Annotated in this window: 17 protein-coding genes; 8 read left to right on the forward strand and 9 right to left on the reverse strand. The window is 70.2% G+C overall.

Annotated features, from left to right (window positions below; all coding sequences use genetic code 11):
* From ACSFBM_RS25390 to ACSFBM_RS25405, 4 genes are read right to left on the reverse strand one after another with little or no spacing between them, the layout of a single operon-like run.
* Complete coding sequence (locus tag ACSFBM_RS25390; protein WP_435486872.1) at nt 1-1,116, reverse strand: alginate O-acetyltransferase AlgX-related protein; 1,116 nt, start codon at nt 1,114-1,116, stop codon at nt 1-3.
* 2 nt (nt 1,117-1,118) lie between these two features.
* The gene (locus ACSFBM_RS25395; protein ID WP_435486873.1) at nt 1,119-2,513 is read right to left on the reverse strand and encodes an MBOAT family O-acyltransferase; all 1,395 of its coding nucleotides are present in this window, start codon (nt 2,511-2,513) and stop codon (nt 1,119-1,121) included.
* A 6-nt stretch (nt 2,514-2,519) separates the two neighbouring features.
* Nucleotides 2,520-3,200: a cell division protein FtsQ gene (locus ACSFBM_RS25400; RefSeq protein ID WP_435486874.1), complete on the reverse strand. Its 681-nt coding sequence runs from the start codon at nt 3,198-3,200 to the stop codon at nt 2,520-2,522.
* Nucleotides 3,197-3,871, reverse strand: coding sequence for an SGNH/GDSL hydrolase family protein (locus ACSFBM_RS25405; protein ID WP_435438383.1), 675 nt, complete (start codon nt 3,869-3,871; stop codon nt 3,197-3,199). The genes ACSFBM_RS25400 and ACSFBM_RS25405 overlap by 4 nt, the downstream gene beginning before the upstream one ends.
* Before the next feature lie 209 nt (nt 3,872-4,080).
* On the opposite strand from ACSFBM_RS25405, the gene ACSFBM_RS25410 reads away from it, so the two are divergent.
* From ACSFBM_RS25410 to ACSFBM_RS25445, 8 genes are all read left to right on the forward strand, one after another.
* Nucleotides 4,081-5,160: a putative FMN-dependent luciferase-like monooxygenase gene (locus ACSFBM_RS25410; protein ID WP_435486875.1), complete on the forward strand. Its 1,080-nt coding sequence runs from the start codon at nt 4,081-4,083 to the stop codon at nt 5,158-5,160.
* A complete protein-coding gene (locus ACSFBM_RS25415) occupies nt 5,157-5,792 on the forward strand; it encodes a CMD domain protein (protein WP_435486876.1) in 636 nt (211 codons plus the stop codon). Before ACSFBM_RS25410 ends, ACSFBM_RS25415 begins: the two co-directional genes overlap by 4 nt.
* Before the next feature lie 5 nt (nt 5,793-5,797).
* A complete protein-coding gene (locus ACSFBM_RS25420) occupies nt 5,798-6,430 on the forward strand; it encodes an alkylhydroperoxidase domain protein (RefSeq protein ID WP_435486877.1) in 633 nt (210 codons plus the stop codon).
* 183 nt (nt 6,431-6,613) lie between these two features.
* On the forward strand, nt 6,614-7,816 hold the full coding sequence (locus ACSFBM_RS25425) for an acyl-CoA dehydrogenase family protein (RefSeq protein ID WP_435486878.1): 1,203 nt from the start codon (nt 6,614-6,616) through the stop codon (nt 7,814-7,816).
* A 159-nt stretch (nt 7,817-7,975) separates the two neighbouring features.
* Nucleotides 7,976-9,133: an ABC transporter ATP-binding protein gene (locus tag ACSFBM_RS25430; protein WP_435486879.1), complete on the forward strand. Its 1,158-nt coding sequence runs from the start codon at nt 7,976-7,978 to the stop codon at nt 9,131-9,133.
* Entirely contained in the window at nt 9,130-10,902 is a 1,773-nt protein-coding gene (locus ACSFBM_RS25435) for an ABC transporter permease subunit (RefSeq protein WP_435486880.1), read from the forward strand. Before ACSFBM_RS25430 ends, ACSFBM_RS25435 begins: the two co-directional genes overlap by 4 nt.
* A 60-nt stretch (nt 10,903-10,962) precedes the next feature.
* Nucleotides 10,963-12,057: an ABC transporter substrate-binding protein gene (locus ACSFBM_RS25440; protein WP_435486881.1), complete on the forward strand. Its 1,095-nt coding sequence runs from the start codon at nt 10,963-10,965 to the stop codon at nt 12,055-12,057.
* A 143-nt stretch (nt 12,058-12,200) separates the two neighbouring features.
* Nucleotides 12,201-13,721, forward strand: a complete 1,521-nt coding sequence (locus ACSFBM_RS25445; RefSeq protein WP_435486882.1) for a lactonase family protein — start codon at nt 12,201-12,203, stop codon at nt 13,719-13,721.
* A 39-nt stretch (nt 13,722-13,760) separates the two neighbouring features.
* Here ACSFBM_RS25445 and ACSFBM_RS25450 read toward each other — a convergent pair whose 3' ends face one another.
* The 5 genes from ACSFBM_RS25450 to ACSFBM_RS25470 form a co-directional block, all read right to left on the reverse strand.
* Nucleotides 13,761-13,967, reverse strand: a complete 207-nt coding sequence (locus tag ACSFBM_RS25450) for a dodecin (protein WP_339090707.1) — start codon at nt 13,965-13,967, stop codon at nt 13,761-13,763.
* Nucleotides 13,968-14,043: 76 nt separating this feature from the next.
* A complete protein-coding gene (locus ACSFBM_RS25455) occupies nt 14,044-15,216 on the reverse strand; it encodes a c-type cytochrome (protein ID WP_435486883.1) in 1,173 nt (390 codons plus the stop codon).
* A 1-nt stretch (nt 15,217) separates the two neighbouring features.
* Nucleotides 15,218-16,033, reverse strand: coding sequence for an ABC transporter ATP-binding protein (locus ACSFBM_RS25460; protein ID WP_435486884.1), 816 nt, complete (start codon nt 16,031-16,033; stop codon nt 15,218-15,220).
* Complete coding sequence (locus ACSFBM_RS25465; RefSeq protein ID WP_435486885.1) at nt 16,027-17,118, reverse strand: ABC transporter permease; 1,092 nt, start codon at nt 17,116-17,118, stop codon at nt 16,027-16,029. The genes ACSFBM_RS25460 and ACSFBM_RS25465 overlap by 7 nt, the downstream gene beginning before the upstream one ends.
* Before the next feature lie 180 nt (nt 17,119-17,298).
* Nucleotides 17,299-18,252, reverse strand: a complete 954-nt coding sequence (locus ACSFBM_RS25470) for a LysR family transcriptional regulator (protein WP_435486886.1) — start codon at nt 18,250-18,252, stop codon at nt 17,299-17,301.
* Nucleotides 18,253-18,305: the final 53 nt, after the last annotated feature.

Below are 18,305 nucleotides of genomic sequence, written 5' to 3' on the forward strand. Positions count from 1 at the left end.
TCACCGCGGTGTGAAAAGCCGGCGCAGCCAGCGCGCTTCGGTGTCGCCGACGGGCGCTTCGATGGCGCGCTCGGGTACTTCCCAGACGACGGTGCGCGGCGGGTTCTTCACGAAGGCCTCGCTCGCGAAGTAGCGCTGCGCGGCGCCCGCGAAGTCGCCGCCGTCCACCGCGAAGTCGGCCGCCAGCGCGCGGCTGGCCAGCTGCAGGAACGGCAGAAAGTTGCCTCGCCTCGAAAACGACGTGCCGATCAGCACCGTGGACGGCACCGCCGCGGCGCCGAACAGGTCGGTGCTGTCGTTGCGTGTTTCCACCACCGACTGCGTGTCGGTATCGGGCGCGGGCCGCAGCGACGCGGGCAGGCCGTCGATGCCGGCCAGGTGCACCAGGTCGCCCCAGGCTGTATGGCTCTGACGCGACATGACGACCGAGGGAACGGGGTCGCCTTCGAGGGCATGCATGCCTTGCAGGCGCTGTGCCACGGCATGCGCGGCGAGCCAGCTGCCGTGCTCGCTCCAGTGCGTGTCGGTGCGCAGGAAAGGCGAGGGCGACGCACCCGCCAGCACGGGCGACAGGTCGAGCGCTTCGACGCCCGAGGCCTGCAGCTTCGCGGTCCAGTCGCGCACCCGGGCGTCCAGCTCGCTCGGGCGGGGCAGCGCGCCGAGGTGCGCGCTTTCGATGCGGCTCTTGTCCGGCACCACGACCACGAGCAGCGCGATGTGCCTGCGGTCGAGGGCGCGGGCGATGTCCGACACCGCCTTGGCGCGCACCGCCGCGTGGGCCGCGCGATCGCGGTGAACCCGCAGTTCCTCGTCCAGGAACAGCCAGTTGTCGTCGCCCCGTTTCACCTCCGGCCCCAGGTCTCGCAGCACCAGCCAGTTGGCCTGGCGCTGCCAGCGCGCGAGGGCGTCGGTGAGCGGCGTGGTCACGAGCGTGCGGGTCAGTTCGCGGCGGGCGGCGGCGTCGTCGAGCAGCGAGGCGTTCACGCGGTGCAGAACGCCGCCCATGTTCGGCCAGGTTGCGACGAAGGCTGCGCCCAGCGCCGCGAGCAGCATCGCTGCGCTGGTCCAGCGCAGGAAGGCTCGCAAACGTCCGGAGGGTCGGGAAGGGCGCGCCATCGTCAGAACTGGAAATAAAGGAAGGGCACCGTGCCGCGGCTCGCCACCAGCGCCAGCGACAACAGGAACCCGGCGACGGGCAGGAACGTGGCCGCCACGGCGCGCACGCTGCCCGCCGGGCGGCGACGCGTGACGAGCGCCGGGGCCACGACCCACGCGATGCCCAGCACATAGGCCAGCACCACCGGCGCGCGCAGCATGTTCGACAGCGCCGGGCCCAGCGCCATGCCGTGCAGCCCGAACTGCCCGCCCAGCATGGCGCCCGCCGTCGCGAGGTCGGGCGAGCGGAACAGCGTCCAGCCGAGCATCACGAACAGCAGCGTGGCGGCATGCGCCAGCGGCGCGGGCAGGTGCGGCCCGCGGCCGCGCCACAGGTGCACCACGCTCAGCGCCGCGCCATGGGCCAGCCCCCAGTACAGGAAGTTCCAGCTGTCCGCGCCGTGCCAGAGCCCGCCGATGCCCATGGTGAGCATCAGGTTCGCCACCGTGCGGCCGTTGCCGCGCCGGCTGCCGCCCAGCGGCACATAGAGGTAGTCGCGCAGCCACGACGACAGCGAGATGTGCCAGCGGCGCCAGAAGTCGGCGACGTTGCGCGCGAGGTACGGCGCGTGGAAGTTCTCCGGAAAGCGAAACCCCAGCATCGCCCCGATGCCGATCGCCATCGCGCTGTAGCCCGCGAAGTCGAAGAACAGCTGCAGCGTGTAGGCCAGGCAGCCCAGCCATGCATCGACGAAGCTGGGCTGCGCCGACGCGAACACCTGCTCGACCACCGGCGCGAGCGTGTCCGCCACCAGCACCTTCATCGCCATGCCGATCATGAAGCGGCGCGCGCCCTTGGCAAAGCCCGACCACCGCATCGACCGGTGCGCGAGCCGCTGGCGGATCCAGTCGTAGCGAATGATCGGCCCCGCGACCAGGTGGCCGAACATCGCCAGGTAGGTCGCGAAATCGATGGGGCGGCGCTCGGCCGGAAACTTGCCGCGGTAGATGTCGACGAAGTACGAAATCGCCTGCAGCACGGTGAACGACAGCCCGATGGGCAGGGCGATGCGCTGCCATTCGATGGGCATGGCGCCTGTGTGCACAAGGGCCGCGCTGAAGGTCTCGACCACGATGTTGGCGTACTTGAACCACGCGAGCACGCCCAGGTTGAGGGCAATCAGCCCGACCATTGCCGCCTTGCGATGCGGCCCGGCCCGCTCCACGAGCAGCCCGCCCGCCCAGGCCAGCGCCGTCAGGCCCATGAAGAGCAGCAGGAACAGCGGGCTCCACCATCCGTAGAACAGCCAGCTGGCCAGCAGCAGCAAGGTGTTTTTCGCGCGCGCCGGCGTCAGCGCATACAGCAGCAGGAACGCCGGAAAGAAGACCGAGAGGAACTCGAGCGACGCAAAGACCACGGCCGGTCAGCGCGCCACGCGGTCCTGCAGGCCCATCAGCCGGCTATCCTTGCCGGCGGGAACAAGAAAGACGCTGTAGCGCTGGCCGGCCTGCAGCGAGCCCAGGTCCACCGTGCCCTCCACCGCACGGCCGTTGCAGGTGGCCTGCACCACCAGCTTCACCGGGTTGACGGCGCGGCGCGCGCTGGCAAGCGCAGCCTGGTTCTCGAAGATGGCCGCGCCAGCCTGGCTGGCGGCCAGCAGGCCCGCGGTGCAGCGCGCGTCGGCGTTGTAGAAGGCCAGGGAGGCCCGCAGCGGGTCGAACTGCGCGGGCGCTTCCGTGAAACTCGCACCGGCCAGGGTGCCGTCGGCCTCGGGCCATGCCACCGCCGATGCAGAGCCACCGGCAGTCAAGCGCAGCGAGATGGGCAGCTTCTTGCCGCCGAGCTGCCATTGGCCGGTGACGGGCGCGTCGGAGCGCGCGGGCAGGTAGTCGGTGACGGGGGCCGAGGGCTGCACGGCGAGGCTGGCCTTGCCGGCACCGCCGCTTTGCACCGTGAGCGGCTGCGTGCCCGCGTTGACGAAGCGCACCAGCGCGAGGTCTTGCGAGGGGCCTGTGTCGTACAGCCGGGGCGCCGCCGCACCGGACGCGAAGGGCAGCAAGGCGCACAAGGCGGCCAGCAGCGGCAGGCGGGGCCCGCGGCTCATGGGCGCGCAGCGCCGGCAGCGTTGGCGTTCGGCAGCGGCAGCCGCATCACCGCCTTGGCGATGCCGTTGCCCCAGGCGCGGTAGCCGTTCGAGCTGAAGTGCTGCCCGTCAACGGTCGGCCACTGGCCGCGCGTGGACATCTCCAGCGAATCGATGTACGTGCAGGGCCCCACGTTGGTCGCGAGGAAGCGGCTCATGAGCTCGGCGCGCGCATAGGTCTTGCCGTACTTGCCGCCTTCCTGTCCCCAGGCGGGGCCGACCCACGCGCAGCGGGTGCCCGTTGCGGCGATGGCGCCGGTGAGCGTGCTCACCTGCTGCCACACCCAGTTCATCGGAAAGTCGGGCTGCTTGTAGGCCGCCATGGTGTCTCCGAGCACGACCAGCACCAGGTCGGGGTGCTCCGCCTTCACGAGCTGCGCCACCGCCGTGGTCCGGCCGGTGCTGCTGGTGGTGGGCGCGCGGTTGCCGATGCGCTCCGCGCTGCCGCAGGTGCCGGGCTTGGACACGGTCCAGTCGTAGGGCAGCACGCCGCACACGCCGATCGAATGCACCTGCGCGCCCTGGCGCTGCAGTTCGTCATGCAGCGACGACATCAGGTAGCTGGGTTGTGCGAGGTGGCTGTCCCCGATGACGAGGATGGAAAGACCGGCCAAGGCCGCTGCGAGTGACACCGATATCCCTTTGGTTTCTGAGGCCGGGGAAATGTACCAGTACCCGCAAACGCCAGGCGGCCGGGCAGCCGCGTCGCCGGACACCGGCCGGCGTACCGGCACCCCGAGGCCGGGGCAACGAAAAACGGATAAACAAACGCGAAATCCGGCGTTCCGCATGCGCGGCGTTGCACGCCCAATCGGCGCTTTCCTTCGCTTTGCGCCGCACCTTGTCCGCCATCCAACGACCTCCCTTGCGCCTCGGCTTCTTCAGCCGCCTGCTCGACGACACCAGCGCGGCCGAGCGCTACCGCCTCGTGGCCGCGCAGATCGCCCATGCCGAGGCCTTCGGCTTCGATTCCGCCTGGGTCGCGCAGCATCATTTCCATGAACACGAAGGCGGCCTGCCGTCGCCGTTCGTGTTTCTTTCGTACGTGGCCTCGCGCACGCGGCGCATCCGCCTGGGCACCGGCATCGTCACGCTGCCGCTGGAGAACGCGGTGCGCGTGGCCGAGGACGCCATCGTGCTCGACCTGCTCTCGGGCGGCCGGCTCGACGTGGGCGTGGGCACGGGCGGCACGCCCGAATCGTTCGCGGCCTTCGGGCTCGACGGCAACGACCGCTCGGCGCTCTTCGCGCGGCAGCTCGACGCGGTGCGCGCCGCCTGGGCCGGCCGGCCGCTCGCCGGCGGCGACACGCTGTACCCCGCGGGCTCGCAGCTGCTCGAGCGCATCTGGCAAGCCACCTTCTCGGTGGGCGGCGGCACGCGGGCCGGGCAGGCGGGCGACGGGCTGATGCTGTCGCGCACCCAGCCGCGCCCCGTCGATGCGCTCGACGCCACGCTCGCCGACATCCAGAACCCGATCGTCGATGCCTACCTGGCCGCGCTGCCGGCCGGCAGGGCACCGCGCATCGTGGGCTCGCGCAGCGTGTTCGTGGCCGACACCCGGCAAGAAGCGCTGCGCCTGGCCGACATCGGCCTGCGCCGCTCGGCCGCGCGCTTCGCCGCGTCCGGACAGGCGGGCCTCGCGGACCGCGCCGGGCCCGACGCCACGCTCGAACAACTGATTGCCGCGTACGACGTGCACGTCGGCTCCCCCGACGAGGTGATCGCCTCGCTGCGCGCCGACAGCACGCTCGCGCGGGTGACCGACCTGGTGTGCCAGGTGCACTCGGTCGATCCGCCGCACGCCGCGATCCTGCGCTCCATCGAACTGACCGCCACCGTGGTCGCGCCGGCCCTGGGCTGGGTGCCCGGGGCTGCAAAGGCGGCAGACCCCCAACCCGTTTCACTCCTCGAGACCGCATGAACGCCGTTGCATCCATTCCCGTTCCCGACGTGATCGACCAGCTGGTCGGCATCGCGCCCGGCGATGCCATCGACCAGCTTCGCGTGCAGCGCGAGCAGGCGCGCATCAACGCCCAGCAGAGCTACCTGTCGCTGTTCGCGCCCACGCCGCCGGTGTTCGGGCATTTCGACATTGCGGACCGGTTCGCGGTTGCTGTCTTCGTGACCGGCCTGCATGGCCAGGCCGACGTGGCGCGTTTCTACGCCGAGCAATTGGCCGGGCAGGGCGCACGCGCCGGCGTGGCCGATGCCATTGCCGCCGAGGTGAAGCTCGGTGCCACGCAAGGGCCCTATGGCCGCTATCCGGCCGGCCGGCTCAGCGCCGAAGACACGGCAGGCCCGTCGTACAAGGTGAGCGATGCGCACCGTGAAGTGCTCGGCGCCCGGCTCTCGGCGGCCTTGGTGCATGCGCACCTGCTGGTCTTTCATCCGCGCGATGCGAGCCCTGCCGCGTTGCAGACCTTGCTCGATGCCGGCTGGCGCAGCACCGAGATCGTGACCCTGTCGCAGCTTGTCGCCTTCCTCGCGTTCCAGATCCGTGTCGTCACCGGTTTGAAGGCGCTGTCACAACGTCCCGCAGTCCACATCGATTGAACCCCATGACGACCGAATCGACCCTGACCCACGCCGGCAACACGCACCCCACGGCCTTCACGCAGGCGCAGCTCGAATGGCTGCCCTGGCTGGCGCCGCTGCCCGAGGCCGAGCTGACAGAACGCCACTTCGCGGGCCTGGTGGACGCCGCGCGTGCCAAGTCGCCGTACTTCCGCCTGCTGGCGCGCGACCCCGACATCCTGGGCGCGCGCACGCGCACCGACAAGGACATCTTCTACAACCCCGAGGCCGGCCTGCCGCGCGCCGAGCGCGAGCTGTCGGCCGCCGCGGCCTCGCGCTACAACGGGTGCATCTACTGCGCGTCGGTGCATGCGCGCTTCGCCTCGCATTTCTCGCACCGCACCGACGATGTGCAGCGGCTGCTCGACGAAGGCGTGAATGCCGTGAACGGCGAGTTGGCCGAACTGGGCGAGCGCTGGAACGCGATCGTCGCCGCGTCGGTCGCGCTGTCGTCCACGCCTTCGACCTTCGACGGCACGCACATCGACAGCCTGCGCGCGCAGGGCCTGGACGACCTGGCGATTGCCGACGTGATCCATGGCGCGGCGTTCTTCAACTGGGCCAACCGTCTGATGCTGTCGCTGGGCGAGCCGCAGGAAAACGCACCCGCGACCTGAGCGCATCGCAAGGCGGCCGGGCGCGCACGCCCGGCCGCAACGAAGTTCGCATTTGTTCATGCGCTTTTCTTCGTTCCGGGTGAGCACTTCCGTTTCTAGACTCCGTGGCTTCATCGTCGAGCGGCTTCCTCGCTCCCTCTGCGGCTTGCCGGAATCGCCTTGTCATCTCTGCCTTCCTCCCCCTTGTCTTTCGCTGCTTCGTCGGACCCGTTCGCCGAAGACTTCGGTGAATTCACCTCCGCGGTCAACGCGCTTGCAGAATCGCTGGCCGCCACCGCGGCGGAACGCGACCGTGCCGGCGGCACCGCACGGGCCGAGCGCCAGCTGCTGCGCCAGAGCGGCCTGCTGACGCTGGCCATTCCTTCCGCGCACGGTGGACAACAGGCGGCGTGGCCGCTGATCTTTCGCATCCTGCGTCGCCTGGCACAGGCCGACAGTTCGCTGGCACACCTCTTCGGCTTCCAGCACCTGCAGGTGGCGAGCGTGCTGCTGTTCGGCTCCGAGGCACAGCAGGCCCGCTACCTGGGCCAGGCGGTGGAACACCGCTGGTTCTGGGGCAACGCCGTGAACGCGCGCGACACGCGCCTGAACGCCGTGCGCACGCCCGACGGGCTGGACATCGACGGCGTGAAGGCCTTCTGCTCCGGCGCCACGGATTCCGACGTGCTCAACGTGTCGGTCGTGCTCGGCCCCGAGCCCACCGACCGCGTGTTCGCCGTGGTGCCTACGTCGCGCGCGGGCATCCGCGTGAACGACGACTGGGACAACATGGGCCAGCGCCAGACCGACAGCGGCAGCGTGTCCTTCGACCATGTGCGCATTGCGCACGACGAAGTGCTCGGCCCGCCCGGCGTGGCCTCGAGCGCGCGCGCCACCCTGCGCAATCTCATCGGTCAGGTCGTGCTCACCGAGATCTACCTGGGCAACGCGCTGGGCGCATTGCGCGCGGCCATCGACCACCTGCGCACGCAGACCCAGCCCTGGCCGCAGGCCGGCGTGGAGCGCTCGCAGGACGACCGGATGCTGCAACTGCGCGCCGGCGAAATGTGGTCCGGCCTGCAGGCCGCCACGGCGCTGTCGAACCACACCAGCGCGCGCTTCCAGCAGGCCTGGGAGCGCGGCGCCGAATTGACCGCCGAAGAGCGCGCAGCGCTCGCCATCGACGTGGCCTCGGCCCGCACGCAGGCGGCGCGCACCGCGCTGCACGTGACCTCGCAGATCTTCGAGCTGATCGGCGCGCGCGCCACCGCGTCGCGCCACGGCTTCGACCGCTACTGGCGCAACGTGCGCGTGCACACGCTGCACGACCCGCTGGACTACCGGCACCAGAGCATCGGTGCATGGCTGCTGGCCGGCGACGTGCCCAACCCGTACGGCTACGGCTGACGGCTGCTGTCACACCGCTTTATTTCCTCGCTCTCCGGATACCCGCATGACCTCCTCGAATTCCCTCGACCGCCGCCAGTCCGGCCTCGGTCTGGCCGAGCCGACCCTGGCCGGCGGCCGCGTGGTGCAGGGCCAGCCCCTTGCCGAGCCTGTTCTTCCATGAGTTCCATCGGCACCGACATTCCCCTGGGCGCGCACGCCCTGCGCGCCCCAGCCGGTGTGCGCAGCGCCGCGTCGTCTTCATCCATCGGCAGCCGCATCGCCATTCGCGGCCTGAGCCGCCGCTTCGGCCGCTTCACCGCGGTGGACAACGTCGACCTGCAGATCGAGCCCGGCGAATTCGTCACGCTGCTCGGCCCGAGCGGCAGCGGCAAGACCACGCTGCTGGGCGCCATTGCGGGCTTCGCGGCGGTGGACGAGGGCGACATCCTGGTGGACGGCCGCTCGCTGCGCGGCGTGCCGCCGCACAAGCGCGGCTTCGGCATGGTGTTCCAGCACTACGCGCTGTTTCCGCACATGACGGTGGCGCAGAACGTCGGCTTTCCGCTGCGCATGGCGGGCCTGGGCCGCGACCAGAGCGCGCGCCGCATCGGCGAAACATTGGAGCTGCTGCACCTGGGCGAGTACGCCGGGCGGCTGCCCGCGCAGCTCAGCGGCGGACAGCAGCAGCGCGTGGCCATTGCGCGCGCCATCGTGCGCCGCCCGCGCGTGGTGCTGATGGACGAACCGCTGAGCGCGCTCGACCGGCGGCTGCGCGAGGCCATCCAGATCGAGATTCGCGCGCTGCACCGCACGCTGGGCACCACCATCGTCTTCGTCACCCACGACCAGGGCGAGGCGCTGGCGCTGAGCGATCGCATCGCCGTGCTGGACAAGGGGCGCATCGTGCAGGTTGGCACACCGGGTGCGCTGTACCGCGAGCCCGGCAACGAGTTCGTGGCGCGCTTCGTGGGCGAGTCGAATGTGCTCGATGCACGGGTGCTGCGCGTGGAAGGCGGTGCGGCTGTGCTGCAGGCCGGCGAAGCCCACAGCTTCGAGGCAAGGCATGGCGGCACACCGTTGGCCGCGAGCCGGCAGGTGAAGGTGCTGGTGCGGCCGGAGCGCGTGTCTCTGGTGACCCCTGGCACTGCGGGCGCATTGGCGGCCACGGTGGAATCGACCGTGTTCCTCGGCGAGATCCTGCGCATCGACGCCGCCTTGCCCGGTGGCGGCAAGGTGCAGGTGCGTTGCCTCGACCCGCGCAACGCTCGCCCGCCCGCCATCGGAGAAACCGTGCACCTGGCCTGGCAGGCCGGCGATGCATGGGTGCTGGCGTGAGCACTGCAGCCGCGAGCGCGGGCCCGCGCTGGACGGCCCGCGTCAACCTGCGCAACCCTGCGTGGCTGCTCGCGCCCGCGTTGCTGTTCTTCGCCTTCTTCTACGTGCTGCCGCTGGCCGACCTGCTCCACCTGAGCGTGGCGGGAGAGGCCGGACTCTCGTACTACGCCCGCGTGTTCGAGGTGCCGCTGTACTGGGAGTCGCTGGTGCGCACCTTCGGCATCGCGGCGGCGGTGGCGGCGCTGTGCGCGCTGTTCGGCTACCCGACCGCGCTGCTCATCCACCGCGCACGCGGCAGCTGGAAGCTGGTGCTGACGGCCGCCGTGGTGCTGCCGTACTTCATTTCGGTGCTGATCCGCACCTACTCGTGGATGGTGCTGCTCGGGCGCAACGGGCCCCTCAACAAGTTGCTGGTCGGGCTCGGCATCGTCGAAGCGCCGCTGCCGCTCATCTTCAACCGCGCGTCGGTGCTCATCTCCATCGGCGCGGTGCTGCTGCCGCTGATGGTGCTCACCGTGGGCGGCAGCCTGGCGCGCATCGATCCGCTGGTGCAGCGCGCGGGCACGGCCAGCGGGGCAGGGCCGCTGGCGGTGTTCTGGCGCGTGCTGTTCCCGCAGACGCTGCCGGGGCTGCTGGCGGGCGTGCTGCTGGTGTTCATCTCGGCGCTGGGCTTCTTCATCACGCCGTCGCTGCTCGGCGGTCCGGCCGACCAGATGTTCGCGATGCACATCACGCAGCAGGCGGACTTTCTGGCGAGCGGCGGTTTTTTGCAATCGCTGGCCGCCGTGCTGCTGGCGGTGACCTTGCTGGTGGTCGCGGTGGCGGCGCGCTTTCTGGGGCTGGAGTTCATCTGGGGCGGGCAGCGGGCGAGCAGGCCCAGCCGTGGAGCAACGCAAGGCGCCGTCGCTTCATGGCGGCGCGCCGTGCTCGACCGCGCCGCCGACCTGTTCGGCTGGCCGCTGCTGCGCGCGCTCGGCGCGGTGCCGGCGTGGCTCGGGCGGGGAGTGTCGGGCGCGCTGGCGGCCGTGGCCTTCCTGACCTTGCTGCTGCCCATCGCCATGGCCGCGCTCATCTCGTTCAGCGACTCGGCCTACATGCGCTTTCCGCCGCCCGCGTATTCGCTGCGCTGGTACGAGAAGTTCCTGTCCGACCCGGTGTGGATGTCCTCGCTGGGCACCTCGGTGGCGGTCGGGCTGCTGGCCACCGTCATCTCGGTGGTGCTCGGCACGGCGGCCGCGTTCGGCCTGGTGCGCTCGTCACTGCCGGGCAAGACGGCATGGATGACCTTCCTCGTCAGCCCGCTGATCGTGCCGGGCGTGGTGCTCGGCCTGTCGCTGTACAGCCTGTTCCTTCGCGCCGGTCTCGCGGGCAGCATTCCCGGGCTGGCGGCGGCGCATGCCATCGGCGGCATTCCGCTGGTGCTGGTGATCGTCGCGGCCAGCCTGCAGGCGGTGGACCTGCGGCAGGAGCAGGCCGCGGCCGTGCACGGTGCGTCGCCGCTGCGGGTGTTCTGGTTCGTCACGCTGCCGGCCATTCGTCCGGGCGTGCTGGCGGCGTCGTTCTTCGCGTTCCTGCATTCGTTCGACGACCTCGTGCTGTCCATGTTCCTGAGCGGCGCGCGCATGACCACGCTGCCGCTGCGGCTGTGGGGCAACGTCAATTACAAGCTCGACCCCGTGCCGGCGGTGGTGGCCACCTTCGAGGTGGCGCTGATCGTTGTCGGCCTGTTCCTCGCGCGTTCGGCCTGGGCCGCGCGCCAGCGCAGTTGAGGCGCCGAGCGCCTTCGCCTTCCCATTTCCTTTTGTCATCCGAAGAAAGAAAGCATCCGCATGAAGCCATCGAATCCCCGCCGGTTGCAGACCCTGCTTGCCCTGGCGATCGCCTTGGGCAGCGCCTGCGGCGTCGGCCCGGCCTGGAGCCAGGCCAAGGAAGTCGTCACGCAGGACCCGGGCGGCACCTACGGCGAGAACCTGCGCCGCCTGGTGTACGACCCCTTCACCAAGGACACCGGCATCAAGGTGCTGACCGTGCAGGAGGCGCGCGGCGGCCCGCGCGTCAAGGCGCAGGTGGAGGCCAGGCGCACCGAGTGGGACCTGAGCTTCATCTTCGACCAGGAGGTGCGCCAGCTCGACCCCTACCTGGCCGAGATCGACTACAGGAAACTCTCGCCCGAGGCGCAGAAGACCGTGGCGTCGCTGCCCAAGGAGGCCGTGCGGCCCAAGGGCGTGGCGCTGCAGGTGATCGGCGTGGCGCTGGTCTACAACAAGGAAGCGTTCCCGTCGAAGAAGTACCCCAGGACCTGGGCCGACTTCTGGAACGTGAAGGACTTTCCGGGCAAGCGCTGCCTGCCGCAGTGGTCGCGCTTCGTGTTCGAGTCGGCGCTGCTGGCCGACGGCGTGCCGGCCGACAAGATCTACCCGGTGGATTTCGACCGCGCGCTGCGCAAGATCGCGGAGATCAAGCCGCACGTGGTCAAGTGGTGGCTGACCAATTCGCAGGCGCCGCAACTGCTGCTCGACGGTGAAGCTTCTGCCTGCCTGTCGTACACCGGCCCGGTGGCGCGCCTGAAGAAGGAAGACGCCAACGCGCCGCTGGAGCTGACCTGGGACCAGGCCTTTACCTACTACGACTTCTTCTCGATCCCGAAGGACGCGCCGCATCACGACGCCGCCCTCAAGCTGCTGTCGTACCGCCTGGACGCCGAGCGCGCCGCCCGCGTGGCCGAGGCCACCAGCGTGGCGCTGCCGTCGCCGCGCGTGTATGCGGCGGCCGACCCCAAGCTGCGCGACTACTGGACCAACAGCCCCGAAGTGGAGAAGAAGGCCATCAAGTGGAACGCCGATTTCTGGGGCGCCAAGGCACCGGACGGCACCACGAACGAGGAATACGCGCAGCAGAAGCTCAACCAGTTGCTGGCGCGCTGATTCACGGGCCGGGGCGTCGAGTTGGGCGGCGGTGGGCCGGTCGCCCCCCGTAGCGATCTACTTGTTCTCGGGGATGGATTTGAAGGCCGTCCGTGGATAGTCTGCGCGCTCGCCATGAGGCGTTTCGTTCTTCGACCATTCCAATGCCCCAGCTTTCTGACTTTTCGCGCCGCTCGCCGGCGTTGCCCTCGCGTTCCTGGAGCGCCCACCTCCTGGCCGCAACCGTCACGCTTGCGCTTGGCGCGTGCGGTGGAGGAGGAGGGAGCGGCGGGTCTGGGTTCTTCCCGGGTTTCGCCTCGTCCGCCACACCTTCGCCTGCCCCTGAAGCCGCGCAGCCCTCACCGGCGACACCGGCCACGCCGGAAACACCTGCACCGGCCACGCCGCCGGAAACCCCGGCACCGAGCTATGCGGTCACCGGCACGGTCAGTGGCCTGCTGGGCACCGGCCTGGTACTGCAGAACAAAGCAGGCGACGACCTGCCCATTGCCGCCGATGGCCGCTTCAGCTTTGCGACGCCGCTGGCCGGCGGTGCGAGCTATGCGGTGTCGATCAAGGCACAGCCGAAGATCCTGACGCGCGTCTGCACCGTGGACAACAGCAGCGGAACGATCGCGGCCGCCGCGGTGAGCGACGTGCAGGTCGTCTGCGCCGAGCCTCCTTCGCGCTTCGCCTATGTGTCGAACGGCAACGGCGACAGCGTGTCCGCCTATGCCATCGATTCGACGACCGGCGCGCTGCGGCCGGGCGCAACGCTGTCGGTGCCGCAGCCGTACGCCATGACCGTCGACCCCTCGGGCCGCTTCGTCTATGTGTCGAGCACTTCGGGCAACGGGGTGACGGCATACGCCATCGACCGCAACACGGGCGACCTGCGTGCCATTGCCGCGCCGGGCGTGGCAACGGGAGGCACTTCGGCGGGAATGGCCGTGGACCCCACCGGCCGCTTCGCCTACTTCGTGAACCTGGCGGGCAACAGCGTGCTGGCTTTCAACATCGACGCCGATACGGGGGCGCTGAGTCCCATGGCGGTGCCGGCCGTGGCGACCGGCAGCTCGCCCTATGGCATTGCCCTGGACCCCACGGGCCGCTTTGCCTATGTGGTGAACATCAACGATGCCACCGTGTCGGCCTTCAACATCGATGCTGCATCGGGCGCGTTGAGTCCCATGGCGGCTGCTCCCACGGTGGCAACCGGGTCGGGGCCTCACGACATTGCGGTGGACCCGTCGGGTCGCTTCGCCTACGTGATGAACCAGGGCAGCCGGAACGTCGTGGCGTACACCATCGACCCCGTGTCGGGTGCGCTGGCACCGGTCGCAACCACACCGCCAGCGACAGGTGGCGCCCCCTTCAGCATCACCGTGGATCCGAAGGGGCGCTTTGCCTATGTGGCGAACCTGGACAGCCGCAATGTGTCGGCCTACAGCTTGAACGCCTCGACCGGTGCGCTGACGCCGGCGGTGACGCCGACCATCCCTACAGGCAATCGTCCCGCCTCGGTCGCGATAGAGGCGAGCGGCAAGTTCGCCTATGTGGCCGACAACACGGACAACAACGTGTCGATCTACAGCATCGATGCGGTGTCTGGCGTGCTGAATCCACAGGCGGGGCTGACAGTGGCGGCCGGGCTGTCGCCGAACAAGATCGTCCTGTCGAGGTGAACCGCACCGACCGGCTTCAGGTCCGGCCGCCTGCGTCTCTCACTCCAGCGTGAACCCGATCTTCAGAGACACCTGCCAGTGCGCCACCTTGCCTTCGACCACATGCCCGCGCGTCTCGGTGACGGTGAACCACTGGATGTTGCGCACCGTTTCGTGCGCCTTGGCAATCGCGGTCTGCACGGCGTCTTCGATGCCGGTGGGTGAAGAGCCGGTGAGTTCGAGGGTCTTGTAGACGTGGTTGGACATGAGAGGGGTCTCCTTCAGGGTTGATGGGCCCGGGGGCCCGGAAAACATCGTAGTCCTGTCGCTGCCTTTGCGCGCCTCAGTGCACGAACCCGCCCTTGACGAAGCGCACCGGCTCGGCGTCCATGCGGGCGATGAGTGCGCCGAGTCCATCGGGCGGCAGGGGCAGGGGTTTTGAATCGACGCGCGCCGGTGAGTCGGTGCGGCACAGCAGGTCGTCGTCGCTCCATTCGTTCTTGCCGCGTGTTCCGGGCTGGCCGCGCGCGCGCAGCCAGCCGTCGCGGTCGACGATGAGCTGGGTGCCGGCGAGCCTGTCGGTGGCGGCGATGAGCGAGAAAGCCGACCACGCGGCCGGCGCGTCGGCCACGCAATCGCCGGCTTGCGCATCGCCGGCCCGCGCGTTCGGCTGCAGGAACACGGTGACCATGCGCGGGTCTTCAAGCGGCGGCTCGCCGCCGGCCGCCACGATGCGCAGGCGCTGACCGCGCCAACTGCTCAGCATGCGTGGCGGCTTGCCCTTGCACTGCACGGCCACGTCGGGCGGCCCGATGGGCTGGGTCCAGAGGCCGGCGGCGCGCAGGCTTTCACCGGCGCCCTGGGCCTTCATGAAATCGATCAGCGCCCAGGCGTCCGCGTCGCGCAAGGTGGCGCCGAAGCCGGGCATGGTGAGGGCGCCGCGCCGGTCGCGCACGCCGTTCAGCACGTGCCACAGCACGTCGCCGTCGGCGCGCCGCCACAGCAGCGGGCCGGCCAGGTTGGGCGGCCACACGGGCTGCGCGGACGCCAGCGGCCCCTGGCCCTTGCCGTCGGTGCCGTGGCAGGCCGCGCACTGCGCGGCATACAGCGTGCGGCCCCTTTCGATGCTGGCGGCGGTGAAGCCTGTTGGCGATTGCTGAAAACTCGTCGGGTACGCGGTCACCAGCACCACGTGGGCCTCGGGCCAGGGCGCGAGCACCACGAGCAGCGTGGTCAGCGCCACCAGCCACAGGCGACGGCGACGCCAGACGAGCGCGAGCAGCAACACAAGCAAGGCCGCGGCAAGCACCACGACTGTGATGCCGAGCCGGCGCGCCTGGCCCAGGTCGATCAGCAGGTTCTCGCCCGACAGCCGGTGCGCCCACGGCCAGGCCGGCTGGCCGTGCGCCTGCACGACCAGGCCCAGCGCATCGAGCACGCGCAGCAGTTGCAGTTGCGCCCCCTGCAGCAGGCCGATCAGCAGGTTGAGCCAATCGGCCTCGGGAACGCCGCTCATCTCACCAGGTGGCGTCGAGCCCGAGGTGCTTCAGCGCCTCGTGCCGAAGCGCAGCCAGGCGCGCGTCGCCGCGGTGGCGCGGGTAGGGCAGGTCGACCACGATCTCCGCCGCAATGCGCGCCGGCCGGTCGCTCAGCACGATCACGCGGTTGGCCAGGAACAGTGCCTCTTCCACGTCGTGCGTCACCAGCAGCGCCGAGAAGCCCGCGCGCTGCCACAGGTTGACCAGCTCGCTCTGCATGGCGATGCGGGTGAGCGAGTCGAGCTTGCCCAGCGGCTCGTCGAGCACCAGCAGTTGCGGGTCGTTCACCAAGGCACGCGCCAGCGCCACGCGCTGCGCCATGCCGCCCGACAGGTGGTGCGGGAATGCCTTGGCGAAATCTGTCAGGCCCACGCGCTTGAGCGCCTCGTCGACACGGCCGCGCTGCGCCTTGAGCACGCCGCGCGCCTGCAGGCCCAGCGCCACGTTGTCCCACACGCTGCGCCAGGGGTAGAGCGTCGGATCCTGGAACACGACGATGCGCGACGGGTCGGGGCGGGTGATGGTCTGGCCGTCCTGCGTGATGGTGCCGGTGGTGGCGGGCTCCAGCCCGGCCACCAGGCGCAGCAGCGTCGACTTGCCGCAGCCACTGGGCCCCAGCAGCGCCACGAACTCGCCGGGCTGCACCTGCAGGTCGATGCCGTCGAGCACCTGCAGCACGCCGCCGGACACCTCGAACCAGTGGCTGACGCCGCGAATGTCGATGTGGGCGCCTTGGACGGCGGTTGCCGCGGTGGCGGTCGGCGCAGGCGCGGGGGGAAGCACGGCGTTCACCATTTGACGGTTCCTTTCTGCCACGACAGCACGCGGTCGCGCACCTTGAACAGCAACGTGATCAGGCCCGAGCACAACGCGGCCATGACGAGCAGCGCCGCGTACATGTTGGCGTAGGCGGCCCAGCCCTGGGCCCACTGCAGGTACCAGCCCAAGCCCGCTTTCACGCCCATCATCTCGGCCGTGATCAGCACCGAGAACGAGGCGCCCAGGCCCATGAACAGGCCGACGAACACCTGCGGCAGGGCGGCCGGAACAGCCACGCGCAGCACCAGGAAGCGCTCCGACGCGCCCAGCGTGCGCGCCACGTCGTAGTAGCTCTTGTTGACCGAGGCCACGCCCGACCAGGTGAGCACCGCCACCGGGAAGAAGGTGGCCAGCGCCACCAGGAACACGGCCGCCACGTAGCTCGACGGTGCGAAGAAAAAGGCCAGCGGCAGCAGGGCCGAGGCGGGCACCGGCCCCAGGAAGCGCAGCAGCGGATGCACCCAGTACCCCGCGATGCGCGACCAGCCGATCAGCACGCCGGTGACGAAGCCGACCAGCGCCCCCAGCACGAAGCCGTTGGCCAGCAGGCGCAGCGAATGCGCGGTCGACAGGCCCAGGCGCTGCCAGTCTTCGTTGACCACGTCGATCAGGCTCTGCGGCGGCGCGAAGAAGGGCGAGGGCAGCACGCCGAGCTTGGCGGTGGCGGCCTCCCACACGGCGAACGCCACGGCCAGCGCGACCAGCCATTGGCCGGCCGGGCGCAGCGTTTGCGTCACCTTGCCCGCGCGCGAACCGAGCAGGCCGATGGCCAGCAGCAGGGCCGCCACCACCAGCGTGGCAATGCCGAATTCTTCGGTGAAGGCCCAGTCGCTGAAACCGACCGCCTTGTTCGGCCACAGCAGCGTGAGCAGGCCCAGCGCGAGCCATGCAGCGGAGGCGATCAGGCCGGTGGCCCAGATGCCGGTGCGGGTGGCGGGGCGCAGCACGACGTTGTCTGCGGCCTGGGGAGAGGCAGCGGGTGCGCGTTGCGGGCGTGGCGCGGTCGGCGCCTCGGTGTGCCGGCCCAAGGGCGCATCAAGCACCTGTTCGGCTGTGGTCATGCGGGCACGTCCAGCGGCACGCGGCTGCCAGCGGCCTGCGGCACGTTGCGGCGCGAGGGCGGCAAGTGATCGAAGGGAACGTTCATCGGAGCTTCTCCACCGGGAATATTGGAAGCCCGCAGTGTTGGCGCGCCTCCCCGCGCCAACAACGAATGAATCCGGCTATGGATATGCGCGCAGCTACTTTTCGGCGGCGCCGAAGCTCTCGACCAGGAATGCGACCACGGCCTGCACGCGCGCCGTGCGGCCCTTGCGGCTGGGAACCAGCAGCGTGACCGGGGCACTGTCGAACTGCCAGTCGGCCAGCACGCGCACCAGCGTGCCGCGCGCCACCGCGTCGGCCGCGTCCCATTCGGAGCGCAGCACCAGGCCCATGCCTTGCTCGGCCCACTGGCGGGCCACGGCGCCGTCGTTGGTCACGTAGGCGGGCGCGATGCGCAGCGTCTCCCGGGCGGCCGCGCGTTTGGCCGTGGCTTGGCCGGCGCCTCTGGCCGAACGGACAGCCGCCTTGGCTTTCACCGCACGCAGGTGCCACAGCGTCACGTCTTCGTCGTTCTCGCGGATGCAGATGCAGTCGTGCCCCATCACGTCGCGCGGGGCGCGGGGCGTGCCGTGCAACCGCAGGTACTCGGAGCTGGCGCACAGCCAGCGCTCGTTGGCGCTCAGCGTGCGCGCCACCCATGACGAGTCGCGCACCGCGCCGATGTGGATCACCGCATCGGCGTCGTGCCGGTCGGGCCAGGGTGTTTCGCGCAGGTCCAGCTGCATGTGCAGGCCGGGGTGCAGGCGGGCGAAGCGCACCAGCATCGGCGCGATGTACTGCCGGCCGTAGCCGAAGGGCGCGGCGATGCGCAGCGTGCCGGTCAGGCGCTGGTCGTCGCGCTGCATCGATTCGCGCAGGCCTTCGATCTGGCCGAGCAGCGCGGCGGCTTCGCGCGCGAAGCGTTCGCCCTCGGGCGTGAGGGCCAGGCGCCGCGAGGTGCGGCTGGCCAGCGAGAGGCCCAGCGTGGCCTCCAGCTTGCGCAGCCGCATCGACAGCGCGGGCGGCGTGACGTCGAGCGCACGGGCCGCGGCGCTGAGAGAAGGCTCGCGCAGCAGGGCCGCCGCAAGCTGCATGTCTTCGATCTGGATCATTAACTTGTGCTTAACGATTGATGAGCGCGCATTGAAGCACAACCAGGGTCTTG

The organism is Variovorax pasteuri (genome assembly GCF_051216435.1).
In the GTDB taxonomy this organism is placed as follows: Bacteria; Pseudomonadota; Gammaproteobacteria; order Burkholderiales; family Burkholderiaceae_C; genus Variovorax.

Coding starts and splice junctions, on each gene's coding strand:
- ACSFBM_RS25455 (WP_435486883.1), bottom strand. CDS start 15,216: ATGAGCGGCGTTCCCGAGGCCGATTGGCTCAACCTGCTGATCGGCCTG.
- ACSFBM_RS25415 (WP_435486876.1), top strand. CDS start 5,157: ATGAACGCCGTTGCATCCATTCCCGTTCCCGACGTGATCGACCAGCTG.
- ACSFBM_RS25440 (WP_435486881.1), top strand. CDS start 10,963: ATGAAGCCATCGAATCCCCGCCGGTTGCAGACCCTGCTTGCCCTGGCG.
- ACSFBM_RS25390 (WP_435486872.1), bottom strand. CDS start 1,116: ATGGCGCGCCCTTCCCGACCCTCCGGACGTTTGCGAGCCTTCCTGCGC.
- ACSFBM_RS25430 (WP_435486879.1), top strand. CDS start 7,976: ATGAGTTCCATCGGCACCGACATTCCCCTGGGCGCGCACGCCCTGCGC.
- ACSFBM_RS25400 (WP_435486874.1), bottom strand. CDS start 3,200: ATGAGCCGCGGGCCCCGCCTGCCGCTGCTGGCCGCCTTGTGCGCCTTG.
- ACSFBM_RS25420 (WP_435486877.1), top strand. CDS start 5,798: ATGACGACCGAATCGACCCTGACCCACGCCGGCAACACGCACCCCACG.
- ACSFBM_RS25465 (WP_435486885.1), bottom strand. CDS start 17,118: ATGACCACAGCCGAACAGGTGCTTGATGCGCCCTTGGGCCGGCACACC.
- ACSFBM_RS25460 (WP_435486884.1), bottom strand. CDS start 16,033: ATGGTGAACGCCGTGCTTCCCCCCGCGCCTGCGCCGACCGCCACCGCG.
- ACSFBM_RS25445 (WP_435486882.1), top strand. CDS start 12,201: ATGCCCCAGCTTTCTGACTTTTCGCGCCGCTCGCCGGCGTTGCCCTCG.
- ACSFBM_RS25450 (WP_339090707.1), bottom strand. CDS start 13,967: ATGTCCAACCACGTCTACAAGACCCTCGAACTCACCGGCTCTTCACCC.
- ACSFBM_RS25470 (WP_435486886.1), bottom strand. CDS start 18,252: ATGATCCAGATCGAAGACATGCAGCTTGCGGCGGCCCTGCTGCGCGAG.